23 protein-coding genes and 2 rRNA genes (1 of these 25 cut by a window edge) are annotated in these 23,848 nt (G+C 61.1%); 13 read left to right on the forward strand and 12 right to left on the reverse strand.

What is annotated here, in order from left to right; translation table 11 throughout:
* Positions 1-2,480 (forward strand): 23S ribosomal RNA (locus KKQ75_RS00080); it begins 395 nt to the left of the window's first position.
* A 119-nt stretch (positions 2,481-2,599) separates the two neighbouring features.
* Positions 2,600-2,712: ribosomal RNA gene (rrf, locus tag KKQ75_RS00085) — 5S ribosomal RNA — on the forward strand.
* A 423-nt stretch (positions 2,713-3,135) separates the two neighbouring features.
* Here the strand turns inward: rrf and KKQ75_RS00090 are convergent.
* The 6 genes from KKQ75_RS00090 to KKQ75_RS00115 all read right to left on the reverse strand — a co-directional run bounded on the left by KKQ75_RS00090 (position 3,136) and on the right by KKQ75_RS00115 (position 6,245).
* Positions 3,136-3,462: a hypothetical protein gene (locus KKQ75_RS00090; protein ID WP_213358631.1), complete on the reverse strand. Its 327-nt coding sequence runs from the start codon at positions 3,460-3,462 to the stop codon at positions 3,136-3,138.
* A gap of 88 nt (positions 3,463-3,550) precedes the next feature.
* Positions 3,551-4,372, reverse strand: coding sequence for an IS3 family transposase (locus KKQ75_RS00095; RefSeq protein ID WP_213358633.1), 822 nt, complete (start codon positions 4,370-4,372; stop codon positions 3,551-3,553).
* Positions 4,369-4,686, reverse strand: a complete 318-nt coding sequence (locus KKQ75_RS00100) for a DUF1153 domain-containing protein (RefSeq protein ID WP_091818459.1) — start codon at positions 4,684-4,686, stop codon at positions 4,369-4,371. Before KKQ75_RS00100 ends, KKQ75_RS00095 begins: the two co-directional genes overlap by 4 nt.
* Positions 4,687-4,730: 44 nt before the next feature.
* A complete protein-coding gene (locus KKQ75_RS00105; protein WP_213358634.1) occupies positions 4,731-4,913 on the reverse strand; it encodes a hypothetical protein in 183 nt (60 codons plus the stop codon).
* A gap of 196 nt (positions 4,914-5,109) precedes the next feature.
* Entirely contained in the window at positions 5,110-5,931 is an 822-nt protein-coding gene (locus KKQ75_RS00110; protein ID WP_213358633.1) for an IS3 family transposase, read from the reverse strand.
* Positions 5,928-6,245: a DUF1153 domain-containing protein gene (locus tag KKQ75_RS00115; protein WP_091818459.1), complete on the reverse strand. Its 318-nt coding sequence runs from the start codon at positions 6,243-6,245 to the stop codon at positions 5,928-5,930. The genes KKQ75_RS00110 and KKQ75_RS00115 overlap by 4 nt, the downstream gene beginning before the upstream one ends.
* A 268-nt stretch (positions 6,246-6,513) precedes the next feature.
* Between KKQ75_RS00115 and KKQ75_RS00120 the strand changes: the two genes are divergently transcribed.
* On the forward strand, positions 6,514-7,863 hold the full coding sequence (locus KKQ75_RS00120; protein WP_213358636.1) for an IS5 family transposase: 1,350 nt from the start codon (positions 6,514-6,516) through the stop codon (positions 7,861-7,863).
* A 114-nt stretch (positions 7,864-7,977) separates the two neighbouring features.
* On the opposite strand, the gene KKQ75_RS00125 is transcribed toward KKQ75_RS00120, so the two are convergent.
* Positions 7,978-8,472: an acyl-CoA thioesterase gene (locus KKQ75_RS00125; protein ID WP_213358638.1), complete on the reverse strand. Its 495-nt coding sequence runs from the start codon at positions 8,470-8,472 to the stop codon at positions 7,978-7,980.
* Positions 8,473-8,688: 216 nt separating this feature from the next.
* On the opposite strand from KKQ75_RS00125, the gene KKQ75_RS00130 reads away from it, so the two are divergent.
* From KKQ75_RS00130 to htpX, 8 genes are all read left to right on the forward strand, one after another.
* Positions 8,689-10,530 (forward strand): ABCB family ABC transporter ATP-binding protein/permease, encoded by a 1,842-nt coding sequence (locus KKQ75_RS00130; RefSeq protein WP_213362587.1) that lies wholly within the window; start codon positions 8,689-8,691, stop codon positions 10,528-10,530.
* A 230-nt stretch (positions 10,531-10,760) separates the two neighbouring features.
* Entirely contained in the window at positions 10,761-11,696 is a 936-nt protein-coding gene (locus tag KKQ75_RS00135; RefSeq protein WP_434087728.1) for an amino acid ABC transporter substrate-binding protein, read from the forward strand.
* 124 nt (positions 11,697-11,820) lie between these two features.
* On the forward strand, positions 11,821-12,582 hold the full coding sequence (locus KKQ75_RS00140; protein WP_213358642.1) for an amino acid ABC transporter permease: 762 nt from the start codon (positions 11,821-11,823) through the stop codon (positions 12,580-12,582).
* A 2-nt stretch (positions 12,583-12,584) separates the two neighbouring features.
* Entirely contained in the window at positions 12,585-13,250 is a 666-nt protein-coding gene (locus tag KKQ75_RS00145) for an amino acid ABC transporter permease (RefSeq protein WP_213358644.1), read from the forward strand.
* Between the two features lie 30 nt (positions 13,251-13,280).
* Positions 13,281-14,018 (forward strand): amino acid ABC transporter ATP-binding protein, encoded by a 738-nt coding sequence (locus tag KKQ75_RS00150; protein WP_213358646.1) that lies wholly within the window; start codon positions 13,281-13,283, stop codon positions 14,016-14,018.
* A 44-nt stretch (positions 14,019-14,062) separates the two neighbouring features.
* The gene (pyrC, locus tag KKQ75_RS00155; RefSeq protein ID WP_213358648.1) at positions 14,063-15,109 is read left to right on the forward strand and encodes a dihydroorotase; all 1,047 of its coding nucleotides are present in this window, start codon (positions 14,063-14,065) and stop codon (positions 15,107-15,109) included.
* 12 nt (positions 15,110-15,121) lie between these two features.
* Complete coding sequence (locus tag KKQ75_RS00160) at positions 15,122-15,910, forward strand: DUF3025 domain-containing protein (RefSeq protein WP_250130943.1); 789 nt, start codon at positions 15,122-15,124, stop codon at positions 15,908-15,910.
* A 143-nt stretch (positions 15,911-16,053) separates the two neighbouring features.
* Positions 16,054-16,920 carry a protease HtpX gene (gene htpX / locus KKQ75_RS00165; protein WP_213358650.1) on the forward strand — a complete coding sequence of 289 codons (867 nt, stop codon included), beginning with the start codon at positions 16,054-16,056 and terminating at the stop codon, positions 16,918-16,920.
* Between the two features lie 182 nt (positions 16,921-17,102).
* On the opposite strand, the gene cysK is transcribed toward htpX, so the two are convergent.
* The gene (gene cysK, locus KKQ75_RS00170) at positions 17,103-18,020 is read right to left on the reverse strand and encodes a cysteine synthase A (protein WP_213358652.1); all 918 of its coding nucleotides are present in this window, start codon (positions 18,018-18,020) and stop codon (positions 17,103-17,105) included.
* Between cysK and KKQ75_RS00175 the strand changes: the two genes are divergently transcribed.
* Positions 18,019-18,192, forward strand: a complete 174-nt coding sequence (locus KKQ75_RS00175) for a hypothetical protein (protein ID WP_213358654.1) — start codon at positions 18,019-18,021, stop codon at positions 18,190-18,192. The genes cysK and KKQ75_RS00175 overlap by 2 nt on opposite strands.
* A gap of 5 nt (positions 18,193-18,197) precedes the next feature.
* Positions 18,198-19,532 (forward strand): DUF445 domain-containing protein, encoded by a 1,335-nt coding sequence (locus tag KKQ75_RS00180; protein ID WP_213358655.1) that lies wholly within the window; start codon positions 18,198-18,200, stop codon positions 19,530-19,532.
* Positions 19,533-19,536: 4 nt separating this feature from the next.
* On the opposite strand, the gene KKQ75_RS00185 is transcribed toward KKQ75_RS00180, so the two are convergent.
* From KKQ75_RS00185 to apaG, 4 genes are all read right to left on the reverse strand, one after another.
* The gene (locus KKQ75_RS00185) at positions 19,537-20,103 is read right to left on the reverse strand and encodes a phosphatidylglycerophosphatase A family protein (RefSeq protein WP_213358657.1); all 567 of its coding nucleotides are present in this window, start codon (positions 20,101-20,103) and stop codon (positions 19,537-19,539) included.
* A 97-nt stretch (positions 20,104-20,200) separates the two neighbouring features.
* Positions 20,201-21,250 (reverse strand): thiamine-phosphate kinase, encoded by a 1,050-nt coding sequence (gene thiL, locus KKQ75_RS00190; protein WP_213358659.1) that lies wholly within the window; start codon positions 21,248-21,250, stop codon positions 20,201-20,203.
* A 14-nt stretch (positions 21,251-21,264) separates the two neighbouring features.
* Positions 21,265-23,394, reverse strand: a complete 2,130-nt coding sequence (locus KKQ75_RS00195; RefSeq protein ID WP_213358661.1) for a site-specific recombinase — start codon at positions 23,392-23,394, stop codon at positions 21,265-21,267.
* Positions 23,395-23,400: 6 nt separating this feature from the next.
* A complete protein-coding gene (gene apaG, locus KKQ75_RS00200) occupies positions 23,401-23,829 on the reverse strand; it encodes a Co2+/Mg2+ efflux protein ApaG (protein WP_213358663.1) in 429 nt (142 codons plus the stop codon).
* Positions 23,830-23,848: the final 19 nt, after the last annotated feature.

Genomic DNA, 23,848 nt, shown 5'->3' on the forward strand with positions numbered 1-23,848 from the left:
GAATATGGGGGGACCATCCTCCAAGGCTAAATACTCATCATCGACCGATAGTGAACCAGTACCGTGAGGGAAAGGCGAAAAGAACCCCGGGAGGGGAGTGAAATAGATCCTGAAACCGCATGCTTACAAAAAGTAGGAGCCCTTTGGGGTGACTGCGTACCTTTTGTATAATGGGTCAGCGACTTACATTCAGTGGCGAGGTTAACCGAATAGGGAAGCCGAAGAGAAATCGAGTCCGAATAGGGCGAACAGTCGCTGGGTGTAGACCCGAAACCAGGTGATCTATCCATGGCCAGGATGAAGGTGCCGTAACAGGTACTGGAGGTCCGAACCGACTAATGTTGCAAAATTAGCGGATGAGCTGTGGATAGGGGTGAAAGGCTAAACAAACCTGGAAATAGCTGGTTCTCTCCGAAAACTATTTAGGTAGTGCCTCAGGTATTACCTGCGGGGGTAGAGCACTGTTTTGGCTAGGGGGTCATGGCGACTTACCAAACCAAGGCAAACTCCGAATACCGCAGAGTACAGCCTGGGAGACAGAGCACCGGGTGCTAACGTCCGGACTCAAGAGGGAAACAACCCAGACCGCCAGCTAAGGTCCCTAAAATTGGCTAAGTGGGAAACGAAGTGGGAAGGCTAAAACAGTCAGGATGTTGGCTTAGAAGCAGCCATCATTTAAAGAAAGCGTAATAGCTCACTGATCGAGTCGTCCTGCGCGGAAGATGTAACGGGGCTAAGCCAGTTACCGAAGCTGCGGATGCACAGTTTACTGTGCGTGGTAGGAGAGCGTTCTGTAAGCCTGTGAAGGTGCGTTGTAAAGCGTGCTGGAGGTATCAGAAGTGCGAATGCTGACATGAGTAGCGTTAAAGCGGGTGAAAAGCCCGCTCGCCGTAAGCGCAAGGTTTCCTACGCAACGTTCATCGGCGTAGGGTGAGTCGGCCCCTAAGGCGAGGCAGAGATGCGTAGCTGATGGGAAACAGGTCAATATTCCTGTACCGATTGCAAGTGCGATGTGGGGACGAATCTTAATAGGTGATCCGGGTGTTGGATGTCCCGGTTTAGGCAGAAGTAGGCGTGCAGTAGGCAAATCCGCTGCACATATACCGAGGCTGCCGATCGAGCGAGCATGGCTTGCGAAGTCACTGAACGGGGTTCCAGGAAAAGCCACTAAGCTTCAGCTTGCAACGACCGTACCGCAAACCGACACTGGTGCGCGAGATGAGTATTCTAAGGCGCTTGAGAGAACTCTGGAGAAGGAACTCGGCAAATTGACACCGTAACTTCGGGAGAAGGTGTGCCCTAGTAGTGTGATGAGAGCATCTGAGCATGAACGGGTTGCAAAAAATTGGTGGCTGCGACTGTTTATTAAAAACACAGCACTCTGCAAACACGAAAGTGGACGTATAGGGTGTGACGCCTGCCCGGTGCTGGAAGATTAATTGATGGGGTGCAAGCTCTTGATCGAAGTCCCAGTAAACGGCGGCCGTAACTATAACGGTCCTAAGGTAGCGAAATTCCTTGTCGGGTAAGTTCCGACCTGCACGAATGGCGTAACGATGGCCACACTGTCTCCTCCAGAGACTCAGCGAAGTTGAAATGTTTGTGATGATGCAATCTCCCCGCGGAAAGACGGAAAGACCCCATGAACCTTTACTGTAGCTTTGTATTGGACTTTGAACGGATCTGTGTAGGATAGGTGGGAGGCTTTGAAGGCAGGATGCTAGTTCTGCTGGAGCCGACGTTGAAATACCACCCTGGTGCGTTTGAGGTTCTAACCTAGGTCCCTGAACCGGGACTGGGGACAGTGCATGGTAGGCAGTTTGACTGGGGCGGTCTCCTCCCAAAGCGTAACGGAGGAGTTCGAAGGTACGCTAGTTACGGTCGGACATCGTGACGATAGTGCAATGGCATAAGCGTGCTTAACTGCGAGACTGACAAGTCGAGCAGATGCGAAAGCAGGACATAGTGATCCGGTGGTTCTGTATGGAAGGGCCATCGCTCAACGGATAAAAGGTACTCTGGGGATAACAGGCTGATACCGCCCAAGAGTTCATATCGACGGCGGTGTTTGGCACCTCGATGTCGGCTCATCTCATCCTGGGGCTGTAGCCGGTCCCAAGGGTATGGCTGTTCGCCATTTAAAGAGGTACGTGAGCTGGGTTTAAAACGTCGTGAGACAGTTTGGTCCCTATCTTCCGTGGGCGCTGCAGATTTGAGGAAGCCTGCTCCTAGTACGAGAGGACCGGAGTGGACACACCTCTGGTGTACCTGTTGTCACGCCAGTGGCATCGCAGGGTAGCTAAGTGTGGAAGAGATAACCGCTGAAAGCATCTAAGCGGGAAACTCGTTTCAAGATGAGATCTGCCGGGGGCTTGACCCCCCTGAAGAGTCGTTCTAGACCAGGACGTTGATAGGCTGGATGTGGAAGTGCAGCAATGCATTAAGCTGACCAGTACTAATTGCTCGTGCGGCTTGACCCTATAACTTTGGCTGGAAGAGCCAAGGATGTTATGCCAGGCGCAATCAAGATAAAGAAGCTGATGGATGACTCTATGAATTCGCTGTGCTGCTCGAGCAGCAGCATGGCACCCCGTTAAAGCCTGATGACCATAGCGAGTTGGTCCCACTCCTTCCCATCCCGAACAGGACAGTGAAACGACTCAGCGCCGATGATAGTGCGGATTCCCGTGTGAAAGTAGGTCATCGTCAGGCTACTTACAGCCAGGAAAAGCGCCCCGTGAGCACGGGGCGCTTTTTTGTTTTTGAGGCCTGTCTGCATTGCAGCATCATGCAGATCAACTCTTTATCTTGTAGCCACGATTTCAAATTTGGGGAATCCGCTGGCAAGGCTGCTTTATTGCGCCCAACTTCTCCGCGCTCTCTCTGCATACGAATGCGGCTTGCTAGCAGAGCATCATGTCGCATTTGTTTGATGTTTTTCGTGTTCCATGATCGTTTTGCTTGCCTTCTCTTGAGGCGGTGCCAGTCTCTCGCAGCGCACGGCAATATCAGCTATATGGAAAAATGACGGACGCGCCCGCTGCTTAGCAAAAAGGGGAAAGCCTGAGCTTTCCCCTTGATTTGCGTACGTTAAACTATTTGTGGGCCTTTTCCGTTAAATACCTCCTTATCGTGTTACCAAGAAAATCCTGAGCGCAGAAGTTCGCGGCTCATGTCGGGGTGGCGAGGAACAACGGGCATTGCTTTTGCCCAGCTGCTTTCGTTGTTCACTGCGCTGTTGCTGTTGCTGTTGCTGTTGCTGGTGCTGGTGCTGGTGCTGGTGCTGGTGCTTTCGGGAGCTTCGTCGAGCATTTCCAATTGGAGGAGTTGATAGTTTCCAGCGTCCGTGTCGTTTTCAGGAGTGCATGTGCGGTACCAGTTGAAGCCGTGTGCTGCGGTGAGCCGGGCGGCCAGTGTTTCCACAATGAAGGTCAGTGTGGCGGGGCATTCCCAGCCATGCACGTTCTTCAGGTTCCTTGCCTCTACAAGGACCTTGTAGGTGGTGTCGCCGGTACGTTCAAATGTATTGACCCAGCCCTTTCTGCACAGATCAGGCTGCTAAAGCATAAGCCTCAGCGGGGGTCTTCATACCCAGCGCCTGATGTGGGCGCTGGTGGTTGTAAAAGCGGATCCAGTCGCCAATCACACGACTGGCGTGTTGCAGCGTCTCGAACCGGTGGCGGTGCACGCATTGGTCCTTGAGTGTGCGGATCACGCGCTCGACCATGCCGTTTTGTTCCGGGCTGTACGGCGTGATGAACTCCTGCTGCAGCCCATAGCTTTTGACCAGGGCCGTATAACTGCGGCTGGTGAACACCAGCCCATTGTCCGAGCGCAGCAAGAACGGCTGCTTGACCTTGCCCAAACAGCCATAGCGGGCGATCAAGGCCTGTTCCAGCGCACTTTCTGCCGTTCTGGCCTTGCCGCTGCGGCTCAAGTGCCAGCCCAGCAGTTCCCGACTGTAGCAGTCGATCACCAGAGCCAGAGAGGCCCATCCGTCCTTGCCTGTCCAGGCGCGGCACAAATCTGTCGCCCAGCGCTCATCCGGAGCCTTGGCCACAGACGGCAAGGCCTGGATGCGCGGCCTGAACCCCACGGCCCGCTTCCTCACCTGCCAGCCCTTGAGCTGGAAGATGCGCTGCACCGTGTTCTTGTTCATCCCCAGCAGGTGCGCTACCGTGCGATACCCGAAGGACGGATGCTCCTCTATCAACACCTTGATCGGTGCCACCAAGTGCTCCTGTACCTTCGGGGCAGACTTGACGCTGCGGTAGTACAGCGTGCGGCGAGGCAGATCGAACCAGCGGCACAGCTTCACCAGGCTGACATGGAAACCATCAGCTGCCAGTCCCTGCTGCACATCGAGGATCATTTCTCGTCCTCTTCGCCCAGCAGGGACGCCAGCTTTTTTCTGGCACGCAGCTCCAGCATGGCTTCGCCGTAGGCTTCCTGCAGGTCACTGAGCTTCTTCTCATACTGCTGGCGCACATCAAGCGGGTTCGTACGCAAGGCATTCTCCATGCCACGTTTGCCTTCTTCCACCCATTGCTCCAGCTCTGAAGGCTGCAGGTCAAAGGCACGGCTGGCCTCTGCCACCGTGGTCTTGCCCTGGATGATCTCCAGGACCAAGGCCGTTTTACGCTTGGCCGTCCAGCGCTTGATATCGTCTTCCATCAGGGTACTCATCGTCGTTTCCTTCAACAATAACAACTGTGCAGGAATTCAGTGGGTCAATACACAAAGTGGATCGTGGCATCAAGCAGGAAATCCTTCATGGCATCTGGCCGCATGATGTTCCGGATCTCGAGGCTGAAGTGCGAACTATCCAGGTTCTTGACTAGATCCCTCCATCCTCCTGCGGAGTTGTTGTTGGTTCTGGTGTCCGTGTGGCAGGCGGCGAGTGAGGCATCCATGGTGTGTAGGAAAAAAAATCTATCTGACTATTCGTAACCGGATGAATTACGAAGAGCAACTAATGCACCAATACGAAGAGTACAAAAGGACTCTTCGAAAATTGGATGTAGCATGGTACAAAGATTTTTTTACAGAAAAATTACAACTGTCACTATGCCGCGTGGCATTGTATTGACCCAGCCCTTTCTGCACAGATCAGGCTGCTAAAGCATAAGCCTCAGCGGGGGTCTTCATACCCAGCGCCTGATGTGGGCGCTGGTGGTTGTAAAAGCGGATCCAGTCGCCAATCACACGACTGGCGTGTTGCAGCGTCTCGAACCGGTGGCGGTGCACGCATTGGTCCTTGAGTGTGCGGATCACGCGCTCGACCATGCCGTTTTGTTCCGGGCTGTACGGCGTGATGAACTCCTGCTGCAGCCCATAGCTTTTGACCAGGGCCGTATAACTGCGGCTGGTGAACACCAGCCCATTGTCCGAGCGCAGCAAGAACGGCTGCTTGACCTTGCCCAAACAGCCATAGCGGGCGATCAAGGCCTGTTCCAGCGCACTTTCTGCCGTTCTGGCCTTGCCGCTGCGGCTCAAGTGCCAGCCCAGCAGTTCCCGACTGTAGCAGTCGATCACCAGAGCCAGAGAGGCCCATCCGTCCTTGCCTGTCCAGGCGCGGCACAAATCTGTCGCCCAGCGCTCATCCGGAGCCTTGGCCACAGACGGCAAGGCCTGGATGCGCGGCCTGAACCCCACGGCCCGCTTCCTCACCTGCCAGCCCTTGAGCTGGAAGATGCGCTGCACCGTGTTCTTGTTCATCCCCAGCAGGTGCGCTACCGTGCGATACCCGAAGGACGGATGCTCCTCTATCAACACCTTGATCGGTGCCACCAAGTGCTCCTGTACCTTCGGGGCAGACTTGACGCTGCGGTAGTACAGCGTGCGGCGAGGCAGATCGAACCAGCGGCACAGCTTCACCAGGCTGACATGGAAACCATCAGCTGCCAGTCCCTGCTGCACATCGAGGATCATTTCTCGTCCTCTTCGCCCAGCAGGGACGCCAGCTTTTTTCTGGCACGCAGCTCCAGCATGGCTTCGCCGTAGGCTTCCTGCAGGTCACTGAGCTTCTTCTCATACTGCTGGCGCACATCAAGCGGGTTCGTACGCAAGGCATTCTCCATGCCACGTTTGCCTTCTTCCACCCATTGCTCCAGCTCTGAAGGCTGCAGGTCAAAGGCACGGCTGGCCTCTGCCACCGTGGTCTTGCCCTGGATGATCTCCAGGACCAAGGCCGTTTTACGCTTGGCCGTCCAGCGCTTGATATCGTCTTCCATCAGGGTACTCATCGTCGTTTCCTTCAACAATAACAACTGTGCAGGAATTCAGTGGGTCAATACAGCATTGTTGTAACATTTGTTTTCTTTTGATTGGATTGGTAAGTGTGGCAATGTGCACCTCCCCGAGGGGGATTGGGGGATGGACTCAGTAGTCCGCCCTGAAGATTCCCCAACCCGTTGACATGTCTAAGGTTTTTCCGGTTCATGGGGTACAGAATTTGCTGGAGAATGTGCTTCGGAGATTCGATTCCTTGCAAATCTCGACGGTGTTTCGAAGATGAAGCCACAGCCCACACTGCCTCAGACGCGCGAGTTGTTCCGCCCGCGTCTTGACGAGCAGCTCAACATGAAGCACCCGCTGGTGCGCCTGGCGGATCTGATGAATTGGGAAGAGATTGAACGCAGCTTCTCGGCCCATTTCACTTCCAGCCGGGGACGCCCGGCGCTGCCGCCCAGACTGGTGGCAGGGCTGCTGTACCTGCAGCATGCCAATGACGCATCGGATGAAGCCGTGGTCAACACCTGGCTGGAGAACCCGTACTGGCAGTTCTTCACTGGAGAGACCTACCTGCAGACCGAATTACCGATTGACCCATCCAGTCTCACGCGCTGGCGCAAGCGCATTGGTGAAGAAGGCGTGGAAACGCTGCTGGCTGTCACGATTGAGGCTGCGCATGCGGCAGGCCTGATCAAAAAGAGCAGCTTCGATCGCGTGATCGTGGACACCACCGTCATGCCCAAGGCGGTTGCGCACCCGACCGACAGCCGACTGCTGGAGACAAGCCGTCAACACCTGGTCAAGCTCGCTGCCAGCCATGCGCTCAAGCTGCGCCAGAACTACAACCGCGAGGCCCCGCGCATGGCTGCGCAGATTGGCCGCTATGCCCACGCCAAGCAGTACAAGCGCATGCGCAAGACGCTCAAGGCGTTGCGCACCCGTGTGGGCCGCGTGTACCGTGATGTGGAGCGACAACTGCACGCCTTGCCCGGGCATGCCCGAGACAAGGCTCAGGACTTGCTGCAGCGTGTGCAGCGCATTCTGACGCAAAAGACCAAAGACAAGAACAAGCTGTATGCCCTGCATGCTCCGGAGGTCGAATGCATCTCCAAGGGCAAGGCCAGAACGCCGTATGAATTCGGAGTGAAGGTGAGCACGGCCACGACGCTCAAGGAGGGCGTCGTGGTGGGCATGCGCAGCATGCCGGGCAACCCGTGGGATGGTCACACGCTGGCCGAAACCCTGGAGCAGGTAGGGATCCTGGCGGAACACAAACCCAAAACGGTCATCGTGGACAAGGGCTACCAGGGGGTACAGGTTGAAGGCGTGCAGATTCTGCGCTCAGGGCAGCGCCGGGGAGTGACACGGGCGATGAAGGCGATGATCAAGCGGCGCAGCGCGATCGAGCCGGCGTTCGGGCACATGAAAATGGATGGGCGGCTGGGGCGTAACCCTCTGAAGGGCGCGCTCGGCGATGCGTTGCATGCCGTGCTGTGTGGAGCCGGCCACAACATCCGGATGACCCTCAGGAAGCTGCGGCTTTTTTGTGCCCATATCGGGATGCCCCTCCAGGAGATGCTTGCCCTGCTGCGTCATGCAAACAGGGGTGAGAACCTCGTTGCTGCCTGAAAAGTGAATTGTTTAGGGTGGACTCAGTAGAGTGTCTTGCATCGGGAGGTTCCATGTCGCCTGCACGCGGAAGTTGCCTGGGTTTCCGTTCAGCACCACGCATCGGGCTTGCCATCAGCGGGAGGTTTCTGATTCACGCGGGATACTGCGTGGACGCCCCTCTTCATCGATTGCAACATAAGTGACCATGGCATCGGTCACTTTCAGATATCGTCCCTGATCACTGAAAGTTTCCGCGTAAACCTCCACGCAGATGGTGATGGATGTGTTGCCGATGCGTTGGACGGATGCATAGAACGAGAGGATGTCGCCGACACGTACCGGCTGCTTGAAGATGAATTCCTTGACGGCGACCGTTGCGGTTCGTCCGCGCGTTTTGCGGAAGGCGGCGATGGCGCCTGCGACGTCGACCTGCGCCATCACCCAGCCACCGAAGATATCTCCATTTGCGTTGCAATCTGCAGGCATAGGGACGACTTTGAGAACCAGTTCGTGTGTTTCGGTGGATTCCGGAAGACGGTCGAGGAATGGGCGGTTGGAGGGGGTATTGCGGGCAAATCCCGGCTTGTTGAGGGTCGGGAGGACGTTGGGATGTTGTTCTGTGTTCATGAGCGGCTTTCCTGTGTATTAGGGTGATTGTGCATTGAGGCAGAGCACAGTGGAAGTTTGCGGCGCGAATAGTCTGCCGGCTCTCGATGCCGCGCTTGCACATCGTTCGCATCACTGAATTCGGCGATGCATAGGCGCGATGGAGCATCGTTAGGCTATGCTGGCAGGAATGGTAATGGCTGGCAGCACATGCAGGGAGTGGTGGACATGCGGGGAATGGCGCGAGGAGGGTATGAGGAGGGGGCTTCGGTGCGGCCTGTGAAGCGCAATGACTGGAATACCCTCAAGCGCCTGATCCCCTATCTGTGGGAGTACCGCTGGCGGGTGCTGCTGGCCTTGCTGCTGATGGTCGGGGCTAAGCTGGCGAATATCGGTGTGCCGCTGTTGTTGAAGCAGTTGGTGGACGCGATGAATGTGAAGCCGGGGAGCGCACAGGCCCTGCTGGTGGTGCCGGTGGGCCTGTTGCTGGCCTATGGCTTGTTGCGGCTGGCGACTTCGGTGTTTACGGAGTTGCGCGAGCTGGTGTTTTCCAAGGCGACCGAGGGGGCGGCGCGCAGCATCGCCTTGCGCGTATTCCGGCATCTGCATAGCCTGAGCCTGCGCTTTCATCTGGAGCGGCAGACCGGGGGCATGACGCGGGATATCGAGCGCGGAACGCGCGCCGTGCATTCGCTGGTGTCGTTTTCGCTGTACAGCATTCTGCCTACGCTGATCGAGGTCAGCCTGGTGCTGGGGATTCTGGCGGTGAAATTCGATGCCGGGTTCGCCGTGATTACGGGCGTGGCGCTGGTGGCGTATATCGCCTTTACCGTGACTGTGACGGAGTGGCGTACGGAATTGCGGCGCGAGATGAACCGGCTGGATTCCGTTGCGCACAGCCGGGCGGTGGATGCCTTGCTCAACTACGAAACCGTCAAGTATTTCAACAACGAGGGTTACGAAGCGCGGCGCTACGACGCCCGCCTGCAGGAGTATCGCAAGGCGGCGATCAAGAGCCAGAGCACATTGAGCTTGCTCAACAGCGGACAGCAGCTGATCATTGCCACCGCGCTGGTGGCGATGCTGTGGCGAGCCACGCAGGGGGTGGCCGACGGGCGGCTGACGATTGGCGACCTGGTGATGATCAATGCCTTCATGATCCAGCTGTATATTCCGCTGAATTTCCTGGGGGTGCTGTATCGCGAGATCAAGCAGAGCCTGACGGATCTGGACAAGATGTTCACGCTGGTGGATATGCCAAGGGAAATCGAGGATCGAGCGGATGCGGCGCGGCTACGAATCGATCACGGCCTGCCGGCAATTCGTTTCGAGGATGTATCGTTTGCCTATGATCCGGCGCGCCCGATCCTGCATCGGGTGAGCTTTGAGGTACCGCCAGGCAAGACGGTGGCGGTGGTGGGGCCGTCGGGGGCAGGAAAGTCGACGCTGGCGCGCTTGTTGTATCGCTTCTATGACGTGCAGCAGGGCAGGATCAGTATCGATGGGCAGGATATCCGGGATGTGACCCAGGACAGCTTGCGACGCGCCATCGGCATCGTGCCGCAGGACACGGTGCTGTTCAACGACACGGTGGCGTACAACATCGGCTACGGCGATACGGATGCCGATCAGGAAGCTATCGTGCGGGCGGCCAAGGCTGCCCGGATCCACGATTTCATCGAGCGCACGCCCAAGGGCTATGCCACGATGGTGGGGGAACGCGGGCTGAAGCTTTCCGGAGGGGAGAAGCAGCGGGTGGCGATTGCGCGGGCGTTGCTGAAGAATCCGCCCATCATGGTGCTGGATGAGGCGACTTCGGCACTGGATTCCGCCACGGAGCGCGCGATCCAGGCCGAGCTGCGGCAGGTGGCCGACAACAAGACGACGCTGGTGATTGCCCACCGGCTCTCCACGGTGGTGGATGCGCACGAGATTCTGGTGCTGGATCATGGGCGGATGGTGGAGCGTGGCACGCATGCACAGCTGCTGGCCCGGCAGGGGCAGTATGCGGAGATGTGGGCGCTGCAGCAAAGCAGGGACTTTGCGGATTCTTTTTCAGCAAGTGGCTCTTCACAATAGAAACGGCATGACTTGCTGTTAAGGTGTTGGCGTGTGCGCCCGAAGGCCGGACTGGGGCTGATGGCGCGCCGGAACGTGATTTTCTTGCCGAGGAGTACGGCAATCCGCATGGAGTCAGGGTAAACCTGTACGTTCGTTCGGAAGGTTTGCGCTCTAATCGGTCCCTCTAATTCTTTCCTGACAGGAGTATGACTATGCGCACTCAATTGATGGCTGTCGCTGGCGCGGCAATGCTGGTTCTGGCTGGTTGCGGACAGAAGGATGCGGGCACTTCCGCTCCGGCGTCGGCGGCTGCTGATGCGGGTTCTGCAGCGGCTGCGGCACCTGCTCGCGCGGTTGATACACTGGGCAAGATCAAGTCCAGCGGCGTGGTGAATCTGGGCGTGCGCGAGTCGTCCGGCCTGGGCTATACGCTGGGCAATGGCAAGTACGTGGGCTTCCACACCGAGATGGCCGAGCGCATCGTGGATGACCTCAAGAAGGAGCTGGGCACCGAAGTCAAGATCAACTACCAGCCGATCACTTCGCAGAACCGCATTCCGCTGCTGCAGAACGGCACCATCGACTTCGAGTGCGGCTCCACCACCAATAACCTGGCGCGCCAGAAGGACGTGGATTTTGCCGTGACCACCTACGTGGAGGAGGTGCGCATCGCCACCAAGGCCAACTCCGGCATCAAGGGCATTGCCGACCTGAAGGGCAAGACGGTGGTGACGACGACCGGTACCACTTCCGTGCAGACGCTGCGCAAGAATGACCGTGCGCAGGGCCTGGACTTCAAGGAAGTGATGGGCAAGGATCATGCCGACAGTTTCCTGATGCTGGAGTCCGGCCGTGCAGATGCCTTCGTGATGGATGGCTCCATTCTGGCGGCCAATATCGCCAAGTCCAAGAGCCCGAAGGATTTCGTGCTGGTGGGTGACGCCCTGTCGGTGGAGCCGATCGCGTGCATGCTGCCCAAGGGTGACACCAAGTTCAAGGAGGCCGTGGACAACAGCATCAAGCGCCAGATTGCCGATGGTTCGCTGGCCAAGCTGTATGACCGCTGGTTCCTGCAGCCGATTCCGCCGGCCAACGTGACGATCGGCCTGCCGCTGTCGCAGAGCACCAAGGATGCCTGGGCCAATCCGAACAACAAGCCGATGGAAGATTACGCCAAGAAGTAAACCTTCCGGCCGGGCCTGTACCTGAGGGCAGGAGCAGGCCTCCCGGGAGATCGGGAGGCTGGCTTCTGCCCCCAATGTTTTCCGGGGATGGACATCAGAACAAGAACATGGACAAGGAGTGGCCATGATTGGGAATCTGGATTGGGCGGTGTTCTGCAAGGACATCGTCACGGGCGACCCGATAGCGGGCTGTCTGGGGAGCGGGCGCGACATCAGCTATTTGAACTGGCTGTTTTCGGCCTGGGGGTGGACGGTCGGCGTTTCGGTGACGGCGCTGCTGGTGGCGCTGGTGATGGGGTCCATCATCGGGGTGCTGCGCACCTTGCCGGATTCGCCCTGGCTGGTGCGCTTCGGCAACGCCTGGGTGGAGTGGTTCCGCAACATTCCGCTGCTGGTGCAGATTTTCCTGTGGTACCACGTGCTGCCGGCGCTGGTGCCGCTGGCCAAGAACCTGCCGCCGTTCATTCTGGTGGTGATGGCGCTGGGCCTGTTTACCTCGGCGCGGATTGCCGAGCAGGTGCGCTCGGGCATCCAGGCGCTGCCGAAGGGGCAGCGTTACGCCGGCATGGCGCTGGGGTTTACCACGCCGCAGTATTACCGCTATGTGCTGCTGCCCATGGCCTATCGCATCATCATTCCGCCGCTCACGAGCGAGTCGATGAACATCTTCAAGAACTCGGCGGCGGCGTTTGCGGTGTCGATTCCGGAGCTGACGCAGTTTGCCCTGCAGGCGGGTGAGGAAACGGCGCGCCTGATTGAGGTCTATGTGGCGGTGACGATTCTGTACGTGATTTCTGCGCTGGCCATCAACCGCATCATGGCCACGATCGAGAAGAAGGTGCGCGTGCCCGGCTTTGTCGCTTCGGGTAGCGGGGGAGGGCACTGATCATGAATCTGAGCTTCTCTTTCCTCGATGCCGAGTTTTTCGGCAACTATATTCTCAAGGGCTTGCAGTTCAGCATTCTGCTGACGGTGCTGGCGACCATTGGCGGCATTCTGTTCGGGACCGTGCTGGCGCTGATGCGCCTGTCGGGCAAGAAATGGCTGGATGCGCCGGCTGCGTTCTACGTGAACGGCATGCGCTCGATTCCGCTGGTGATGGTGATCCTGTGGTTCTTTCTGCTGGTGCCGATGGTGATCGGCCGTTCGATCGGCGCCGAGTATTCGGCCATCATCACCTTCATTGCATTCGAGGCGGCCTATTTCAGCGAGATTGTGCGTGCCGGCATCCAGTCGATTCCGCGCGGGCAGGTGTTTGCCGGGCAGGCGCTGGGCATGAGCTACGCCCAGAACATGCGACTGGTGATTCTGCCGCAGGCCTTCCGCAACATGCTGCCGGTGTTCCTGACGCAGACCATCATCCTGTTCCAGGATACGTCGCTGGTGTACGCTATCGGCGCCTACGATCTGCTCAAGGGTTTTGAAACCGCGGGCAAGAACTATGGCCGCACGACAGAAACCTATCTGATGGCGGCGGTGATGTATTTTGTGATCTGCATCAGTCTGTCGTGGGCGGTGAAGCGTCTGAACAAGAAGATTGCGATTATTCGCTGAAAGTGGAGATAGTCAAAAATGTCCGAACACATGATTCAAATCAAGAACGTCTCCAAGTGGTATGGTCCGGTACAGGTGCTGCAGGACTGCAACGTGAATATCAACAAGGGCGATGTGGTGGTGGTGTGCGGCCCGTCCGGCTCGGGCAAATCCACGCTGATCAAGACCGTCAATGGCCTGGAGCCGATCCAGAAGGGCGAGATCATCGTCAATGGCACGTCGCTGACCGACTCCAGGACCAATCTGCCCAAGTTGCGTAGCCAGGTGGGCATGGTGTTCCAGCACTTCGAGTTGTTTCCGCACCTGAGCGTGACCGAGAACCTGACGATTGCGCAGGTGAAGGTGCTGGGCCGCAGCGTGGATGAAGCGAAGACGCGCGGCCTGAAGATGCTGGATCGCGTGGGCCTGATGGCGCACAAGGACAAGTTTCCGGGGCAGCTGTCCGGTGGCCAGCAGCAGCGCGTGGCGATTGCGCGTGCGCTGAGCATGGACCCGGTGGTGATGCTGTTCGATGAGCCGACCTCCGCGCTGGATCCTGAAATGGTGGGCGAGGTGCTGGACGTGATGGTCAACCTGGCCAAGGAAGGCATGACCATGATGGTGGTGACGCACGAGATGGGCTTTGCGCGCAAGGTGGCCAACCGCGTGATCTTCATCGATGTGGGCGGCAAGATCCTGGAGGATTGCAGCAAGGAAGAGTTCTTCGGCAATCCGGAAGCGCGTCAGCCGCGCACCAAGGATTTCCTGAACAAGATCCTGCAGCACTGAGACAGAGGAGTGCGCGGGGGTGCAGTAGATGCGAAAATGGCAGGATGAGCACTCCCACCACCCTGACCATTACCCGACCCGATGACTGGCACCTGCATGTGCGCGATGGTGCCCCGCTAAGTACCGTGGTGCCGCATACTGCGGCTCAGTTCGGCCGCGCCATCATCATGCCCAACCTGAAGCCGCCGGTGACCACGGCGGAGCAGGCGCTGGAGTACAAGCAGCGCATCCAGGCCGCCGTGCCGGCCGGTGTGAGCTTCGAGCCGCTGATGACGCTGTACCTGACCGACAACACGCCGCCCGAGGAAGTGGCGCGCGCCAAGGCTGCGGGTGTGGTGGCTTTCAAGCTGTATCCGGCCGGTGCCACCACCAACAGCGATGCCGGCGTGACGGACATCCGCAAGACGTATGCCACGCTGGAGGCGATGCAGCGCGAAGGCATCCTGCTGCTGGTGCATGGCGAGGTGACGGATCCGGCCATCGACATCTTTGATCGCGAAGCGGTGTTCATCGAGCAGGTGATGCAGCCGCTGCGCCGTGATTTTCCGGAGTTGAAGGTGGTGTTCGAGCACATCACCACCAAGGATGCGGCGCAGTATGTGGTGCAGGCGGGGGCATTTACCGCCGCCACCATCACCGCGCACCACCTGCTGTACAACCGCAATGCGATCTTTACTGGCGGCATTCGTCCGCATTACTACTGCCTGCCGGTGCTCAAGCGCGAGGTGCATCGCCTGGCGTTGGTGGAGGCGGCGACGGGGGGTAGTGACCGTTTTTTCCTGGGGACCGACAGCGCGCCGCATGCCGCACACCTGAAGGAGCATGCCACGGGCTGCGCCGGCTGCTATACCGCGCATGCTGCGATGGAGCTGTATGCCGAGGCGTTCGAGGCAGCGGGTGCGCTGGACAGGCTGGAAGCGTTTGCCAGCTTCAACGGCCCTGCGTTCTACGGCCTGCCGCGCAACCAGGGCAGCATCACCCTGCGCAAGGAAAGCTGGACCACGCCAGAAAGCTACGCCTACGGCGAGGCGGAACTCAAGCCGCTGCGTGGAGGCGAGGAACTGGGCTGGCGGCTGGTGAAGGGCAGTTAAGAGCATTGCGCGATGGTGTTGCCAACCCTCTTGCCGGACTGGGAAGCAGGCTGGCACCGCCCCCTGCTGCCGCTGGGCCGGCGGGTGATGCAGCATTGGCAGCAGACGGGTGACCTCAGTGCCGCGCTCAACGCCTGCAACGGGCCGGCGGGCGTGCGCTTCGTGCCGCAGGAGCGGTTGCCCGAGGGCGTGGCCTACGAGCAGTTCATCTACGACACGCGCCAGGTGCCGACGCGCAGCAACTGGCACGATTTCTTCAACGGCCTGATGTGGCTGCATTTTCCGCTTACCAAGCTGCGCCTCAATGCGCTGCAGGGAGAGGAACTGGCGCGACTGGGCGGTGTGGGCGCTACGCGCGGGCCGGTGCGCGACGCGCTGACCCTGTTCGACGAAAACGTGGCGCTGTTGCAGGCGCCGGATGCGCTGTGGGAAGCGCTGGCCTGGAAGCGCTGGGACGAGGTGTTCGGTTCCCTGCGCGCGCTCTGGGCCGAGAGCCGTCTGGTGCTGTTTGGGCATGCCGCGCTCGAGCAGCTGGTGCAGCCCTTCAAGGGCATTACGGCGCATGTCTACCGCGTGCCGTCCCAGGCGGGCTCTTGCGGGGACGGGCCGGACGGAGCCGTGCACTGGGATGCCTGGCTGGCCGGGGCGCTCACGGCAGACCATTTGCGCAGCAAGCCGTTTGTGCACCTGCCGGTGCTGGGGGTGCCGGGCTGGTGGGCGGCCAATGCCGAGCCGGATTTCTACCGGGACACCAGCGTGTTCCGTCCGCTGCGCCGTCTGCCCAGCGTGCTGCAGGCCTGAGCGCATCGGCGAATTTCTGCCTCGATTCGTGCGGGAATTGGCGCACCCATGCTTGAATTTGACCCGGCTGCCCCTACCATGCGCATTGTCTTTGTCAGGCGGATTGTCCGTCTGGCGGGGCGACTGACTTTCTGAAGGACGCCATGAAACGCATTTTCCTGTTCCTGCTGACCAACGTGGCCGTGGTGGCGGTGCTGGGCATCGTGACCAATCTGCTGGGGGTGAATCACTACCTGACGGCCAACGGCATCAACTACACCAGCCTGCTGGTGTATGCCTTCGTGATCGGCTTCACCGGCGCCATCATCTCGCTGCTGATGAGCAAGACCATGGCCAAGACCAGCATGGGCCTGCACATGATCGACCAGCCGCGCAACGCGGACGAGGCCTGGATCGTGGAGACGGTGCGTAAGCTGGCGACCACGGCGAAGATCGGCATGCCGGAGGTGGGCATTTACGATGGCGAGCCGAATGCCTTTGCCACGGGTGCGTTCAAGAACTCGGCGCTGGTGGGCGTGTCCACCGGCCTGCTGCAGGGCATGACGCGCGACGAGGTCGAGGCGGTGCTGGCCCACGAAGTGGCGCACATTGCCAATGGCGACATGGTCACCATGACGCTGATCCAGGGCGTGATGAACACCTTCGTGGTGTTCCTGAGCCGCGTGATCGGTTCGCTGGTGGACGGTTTCCTGCGCCGTGGGGATGACAACTCCGGCCCGGGGATCGGCTACATGATCACCACCATGGTGCTGGATCTGGTACTGGGCTTCCTGGCCGCCATCATCGTGGCCTGGTTCAGCCGCCAGCGTGAATTCCGCGCCGATGCCGGCTCCGCCCAGCTGATGGGGCAGCGCCAGCCGATGATCAATGCATTGCATCGTCTGGGCGGCATGCATCCGGGCGAACTGCCGAAGAGCATGCAGGCCTTCGGCATTACCGGTGGTTTGGGCAAGCTGTTCTCTACCCACCCGCCGCTGGAGGAGCGTATTGCGCGTCTGCAGCAGGGCTGATCGTGGAGGGCACCGCTTCTCCGGCGCCCGACAGGATCCAGGAAAAACCCGTCTGGTTCAATCCAGACGGGTTTTCTGTTTGTACGCGAGTCTTCGGAGTGGGTACCGTGGCGTTGCTTGCCGGCCCGTGCATCGTGCACGAGCCGAGGCGGCATGCACCGCCAGCGCATCCTGAGTGACCCTCAGGCCGGCAGGAACCCTTCGATTGACAGATAGCGCTCGCCGGTGTCGTAGTTGATGCCCAGCACGCGGGCGTTGTCGGGCAGTTCGGGCAGTTTCTGCGCAATGGCGGCCAGCGTGGCGCCGCTGCTGATGCCGACCAGCAGGCCTTCCTGCGTGGCGGAGCGGCGCGCGTAGTCCATGGCAGCGGGGCCTTCGATCTGGATCACGCCGTCAAGCAGGCTGGTGTCCAGGTTCTTCGGGATGAAACCGGCGCCGATGCCCTGGATCGGATGCGGGCCGGGCTGGCCGCCGCTGATCACGGGTGACAGCGTGGGTTCGACCGCATACACCTTGAGTTGGGGCCACTTGGCCTTGAGCACGCGCGCCACGCCGGTGATGTGGCCACCGGTACCCACGCCGGTGATCAGCACATCCAGGCCTTCGGGGAAGTCGGCGGCGATCTCCTCGGCCGTGGTGCGCGCATGCACTTCGGGATTGGCGGCATTGTCGAACTGCTGGGGAATCCAGGCACCGGGCGTCTGTGCAGCCAGTTCCTCGGCGCGGGCGATGGCGCCTTTCATGCCTTTTTCCTTGGGCGTCAGGTCGAAACTGGCGCCGTAGGCCAGCATCAGGCGGCGGCGCTCGACGCTCATGCTCTCGGGCATCACCAGGATCAGCTTGTAGCCTTTCACGGCCGCGACCATGGCAAGGCCGACACCGGTGTTGCCGGAGGTGGGCTCGATGATGGTGGCGCCAGGCTTGAGTTGGCCGGATTGTTCGGCGGCCTCGATCATGGACAGGGCAATGCGGTCCTTGATGCTGCCGCCGGGGTTGAAACGCTCGGCCTTGATCCACACCTCCTGATTGCCCGGGAACAGGCGGCTGTAGCGGATGTGCGGCGTGCGGCCGATGGTGTCGAGAACGGAACTGGCTTTCATGTTGGGTCCTTTCTGGGGCAGTCCACCGCCAGGAGCCGGTGGAGTTGTTCTTGGGAATGCTGGCATTGTGCCGGTTCTTTTATTACTTTTCATTATGAAATTACGCGCCAATATCCATGCGCTTTTCGCCTTTTCCCTCTATTGCGCAGGGATATTCGCGCAGGCAGAATGAAGCGCATGACACAGACTTCGCCAAGCCCGGTGCCGCCCGATCTGGCTGCCGAACGGGCACAGGAAAAGGCGCGCCAGTTGCGGCGCATGAAGGCCATTGCCCTGGGGGCCTTGCTGCTGGCTGTGGCCCTGCTCGCGCTCAGCCACTATTTCGGGCGGCAGGGCGCCTGGGCCTGGGTCGGTGCATTTGCCGAGGCAGCCACCGTGGGTGCGCTGGCGGACTGGTTTGCCGTGGTGGCGCTGTTCCGTCATCCCATGGGCCTGCCGATTCCACATACGGCCATCATTCCGCGCAACCAGCAGCGCATTGCCGACAATCTGGCGCATTTCGTGCGCGACAAGTTTCTGGACAAGGCGGTGCTGCTGCCGCGGATTGCAGCGTTCAATCCAGCGCAGCGCATCGGCGAGTACCTGAGCCAGCCGGAACGCGTCGCCTATCTGGCGACGCAGCTGCGCAGCTGGGCGCGCCAGTCGCTGGCGGCGCTGGACGACCCTGCCATCGAGCGCGACCTGCTGGCCATCGTCAAACGCCAGCTGCATGACTGGAATGCCGCGCCAACCGCCGCGCAACTGATGCAGCTGCTGACCCATGGCCAGCATCACCAGCGCGTGCTGAATGCGGGATTGGTCAAGGTGGCCGAGTGGGTGAGCGCACCCGAAATCCGTGGCCTGATCTCCGACAAGATGATGTCCATGGCGCGACGCGAATATCCCAAGATGACCTGGTTCACCGACAAGCTGGACCGTACCGAGGAAATCGCCGATCGCCTGGCGGACAAGCTGGCGCAGGCGCTGATCGACGAGGTGGTGGTGGTGTTGAGCGATCCCGAGCATCCGCTGCGCCTGCGTTACGGCGAGGAGGTGGCCCGCATGATGGAGCGCCTGCAGGACGAGCCCGAACTGCAGCAGAAGGTGCAGCAGTTGAAGACGCAGTTGCTGCTGCATCCTGCGCTGCAGGGCTATGTGCAGCAACTGTGGGCGCGCCTGCGTGCCTGGCTGCAGCAGGATCTGGACAGCGAGGACTCGGTGATCGCACGCCATTTCGTCCGGTATGCGCAGCAGCTGGGCGAGCGACTGCGCGATGATCCGGTCTGGCAGGATGCGGCCAACGACCAGCTGCGCATCGCCGTGGAGCATGTGGCCGACCAGTTGCGCGACATCGCTCCCGAGCATATCCGCCGCACGGTGCAGGAATGGGATGCGCGCTACATGGTGCAGGAGATCGAGCGCAGCGTGGGGCGTGATCTGCAGTTCATCCGGCTGAACGGCACGGTGATCGGCGGGTTGGCGGGTGTGGTGCTGTATGCGCTGTTCCGCTACGGGCCGGGGCTGGCTGGCTAGCGGATCAGTGCCACCAGCCGGCATGCAGGCCGGAGGCGTGCACCAGCGTGAGCACGGCCACGCTGCAGGCGGCAGCCACCAGATCATCGAACAGGATGCCCCAGCCACCGCGCCAGCCAAAGCCCTTGAAGCGCTGGTCGGCGCAGCGCACCGGTGGCGGCTTGGCGGCGTCGAAGAAGCGGAATACGGCAAAGGCAAGCGCCTGCCAGATCCAGGCGGCGGTGCTGAAGGGCTCGAGTGCCAGCGCCGGCTGCAGGATCCAGAGCACACCCCAGAATGCCACTACCTCATCCCACACGATGCTGCCGGGGTCTGCCACGCCCATGTTGCGCGCGGTGACCGTGCAGGCCCACCACCCCAGCGGGATGCCGAGCAGCACCAGCCAGCCGAGCGCCGCATGCGGCAGTACCAACTGCAGCAGCAGCCAGGCCGCCCAGGCCCAGAGCGTGCCTGCCGTGCCTGGCGCCTTCGGGCTCAGGCCGGAGCCGAAACCCAGCGCAATCCAGTGCGCAGGATGACGCAGCAGGAACGAGAGGGTGGGGCGGACTGGAGCAAGAGGTGTGGTGGACATGGCGTGGATTGTCGCAGAGCGGTAGCTCCATGAGAGACCATGAGGGGGGAATGACGCAAACCCTTCGGAAGGAATTGATGGTGCCGGTGTCAGGCCCTCAACCGAAATGGTCGAACGCCCTGGCGGCCAGGGAGTGTTGCCTGCCACCCAGATCGACAAAGCGCAGGCCCGCCTCGGTTTCCATGCGTCCGATGCGGCTGGCGCATAGCCCGCAGCGGGCCGCGGCAGCCGCGACGGCATCGCGCCGGTCCCGTGGAGCCGTAAAGACCAGTTCGTAGTCATCCCCGCCGGCCAGCGCCATCTGCAGGGCGACGTCATTCCCCAGCGTGCGCAGCGCCGGGCTGCAGGCATGCAGCAGGCCGTCCGCGCCATCCAGCGCCTGGAGCGTGGCACCCAGGCCCGAGGCCTGCATGATGTGCCCCAGGTCGCCAGTCAGTCCGTCACTCAGGTCGGCGCAGGCGCTGGCGATGCCGCGCAGCGCCAGTCCCAGGGCGATGCGGGGCTGGGGCAGCTCCAGCCGCACCCGCGTCATGTGCAGCAGGTGGTGGCGCATGCGGGGTTCGAGCGTCTGCAGGATGGCGGCAGCGGGGGGTGTGTCTCCGCGCGCCAGCTGCTGCAGTTGCAGCGCCAGGCGCGCGTCACCCAGCCCTTGCAGCGGCGCATGGCTGGCGTAGATGTCGTCGCCGGCGCTGGCGCCACTGCGCAGATGCGCGCTGCCCGGCGGCACGCTGCCAAACACCGTCAGGCTGAGGGTGAGCGGCCCGCGCGTGGTATCGCCGCCCACCAGTTCACAGCCATGGGCATCGGCCAGGGCGAACAAGCCGCTGGCAAAGGCCTCCAGCCAGGCATCGTCCACCGCCGGCAAGGCAATCGCCAGCGTGGCACCCAGCGGCTGCGCGCCGCAGGCGGCCAGGTCGCTCAGGTTCACGGCCAGGGCCTTGTGGCCCAGTGCGGCCGGATCCACGTCCTCGAAAAAATGCCGGCCGGCCACCAGCATGTCGGTGGAGATGGCCAGCTGCTCATCCGGCAAGGGGGCCAGCAGGGCGCAGTCATCCCCGATGCCGACCGTGGCATGGCGCAAGGGCGAAGGGCGGCGGAAATGGCGGTCGATCAGGGCGAATTCGCCGGAGCTGGAGGAGGCAGACATGGACAGGCAAAGAATCAGTTCCCGGCACCATACGTGCCGGAAGGGGAAGGCGTCTTGCGCTTCTTGGGAGGAAAGATGAAGCTCAGGGGAGCATGCAGCAGGCGATAGAGCAGGGCCGAGTTGATGCGGCGGCGATCCACCTGCGGCACGTTGTGCGCCGCCACGGCGGTGCGGAAGGCAAAGTAGAAGCTCACGATGACGTTGATCGGGCCCACCAGCGCGACTCCTGCCAGTGCCAGCCAGAACTCCTGCTGATGCAGCACCGGTGCACCCAGTGTAAAGGCGGCCGCAGCCAGCTGTCCCGCTGCCAGCGTCACGTGGCGTACTTCCAGTCCCAGCCCGAAGAACAGTGCAATGGCAGGGGTCAGCCCCAGCATCAGGCCGAGCGAGATATTGGCGGCAAGCCCGGAGACATGATCGCGCATCCACTGCGCCAGCCGCCGCGCCCGATCCACCCCCAGCAGGCGGCGAAAGCGCGGATGGTGCGCCATGGCCGAATCGAGCCGGTGAAACACGAACCAGTTTTCCGTCCAGCCGGCAATGATGCTGGAGGCAAACAGCAAAGCACCGGTAAAGCCGGCAAACAGCACCGTCGGGCCGAACACATCGAGCGCCCCCATGGACGCCGTGGCTGTCTTCACCGGAATCATCGGCTGCCCCAGACCGTACTGCAGGGCCGCGGAGATCAGCAGCACACAGGGCACAACGGCCAGCAGGTTGCCGACAATGGCAATCACCTGCGAGCGGATCAGGTGCGAGACTTCGTCGACAAAGGCATCGACCGCATTGGGCTGGTCCATGGCCTTGAGTCGTGCCGCCAGGGCGGGCGCCGTCACCGCCGGCTGCTTGGTAGCAATCGTCCAGTGCAATAGCTGGATCAGCACGAAGATCAGCGCGTAGTTGATCCCGGCGACCAGCCCGCTCCAGAAGATCGACAGCGCCAGCGTCCCGATCAGGAACTTGAACCAGACGGCAAAGCCCATGGCAAAGCCGCCTCCCAGGGCATGGCCCAGCATCACGCGCCACTCGCGGAAGTTGCGCGTGATATAGGTTTCGCCGCTTTCGGCATGGCGCTCGGCCACCTTGGCGGCCGTCAGGTGGGAGCTGCTGCGGATCAGGTTGCGCACGCTGCGCCGCTCCTGTCCCACCATGATCAGACGGGCCACCAGCCGTGCCGTCGAATGCGCCGGGTTCTGGCTGAACAGGCAGTCCAGCAATTCGTTCACGCGCTGCACGCGGTCGCGCATCTGGCGCAGGCGGAACACGATGCCCACCGACACCCCTTGCTCGGCCAGATGGGCATACACCGTTCCCGCTGCGCGCCGGCAGTGGGCCAACTGTTCGCGCAGCAGTTCGGTCGCCGCCAGTGTTTCTGGGTGCTTCAGGCCGTGGATGCCGAGCTGTCGCGTCCAGGCATCCATGCTGTGCGCCAGATCATGAAAGGCGTGCTGCGTGTCGGCGTCATCGGCCATGCGCATGCGGATCTCGCTGGCGAAGCCGGTGGCGCCGATCTGGCTCACGCTGTACATGATGGCCTCGATCAACTCGTTCTGCCAGTAGCTGGCCACCGGCTGGCCCCAGGCGCTGGCCGTGGTGGCCAGCACGATGTGGGGCGGCGGGCTGACAGGCTCCCGGGCCGGCTCTTCCCACAGGCCGGGTTGCATTTCGAGCGCGGGCGGCCCCTGTTCCGGGGAGGCAAACAGCAGGCGCTGCGCATGCTGCAGCGTGGCCGGGTCGACGGCGCGAATCCACTGCGCATCGAAGGCCTGCGGAAACAACAGGTGGAACAGCTGCGACAGATCCGTGGTCTCCGGCGTTGGCGGCAGCCACTTGCGCAGCAGCCGGTGCCCCAGCTCGCTGGCAAACGCCGTGCGCGGCGCAAAGCCGTAATCCGCCAGCAGGGGGGTGGCATCCACATGCGTGATGAACTGCTGCCACCAGGCGCGCCAGCGCGGCGGCCAGTCCGGCATGCGGCCGACGGCTGCCAGAATCTGGCGCACGCGACCCACGGCCGCCTGCACATCCTGCGCATCGCCGCGAATCCATTCCAGCACGTCATGCAGCCACAGATGCCGCTCCACCTGGTCGGCATCCGGGTCGATGCGGCCAAGCAGGGCCTCGATCTCGATCTTGCGTGCTGCCATGCAGTCTCAATGCAGGGTGTGGGACTGCACCGGCGTGGAGCCGCCCTCGGGTGCCACCAGCGCAAACGGACCGATGGGCGCCTCGAAACGCTCGCCATCCACGGCCACGCAGAAATAGCTGCCACGCATTACGCCATGCGAGGTACGCAGCGGCGTGCCACTACTGTACTCGAACTTCTCGCCCGGCTTGAGCACCGGCTGGTAGCCCACCACTGCCAGGCCCTTTACCTGCTCCTCGCGCCCCTCGCCATCGGTGATGATCCAGTGGCGCGACACCACCTGCGCTGCCACCCGGCCCGTATTCGTGATCGTCACGTGATAGGCGAACACATAGCGATCGGCCGCCGGCTCTGACTCATCGGGCAGGTATTCCGGGCGGACCTCCACGGTCAGCTGGTAATCGGCATCGGGCGGGGTAGTGGTGAAATCTGGCATGGGCGCTATGGTAGCGGCA

Origin of the sequence: Brachymonas denitrificans, assembly GCF_907163135.1 — a bacterium.
Classification (GTDB): domain Bacteria; phylum Pseudomonadota; class Gammaproteobacteria; order Burkholderiales; family Burkholderiaceae_C; genus Brachymonas; species Brachymonas denitrificans_A.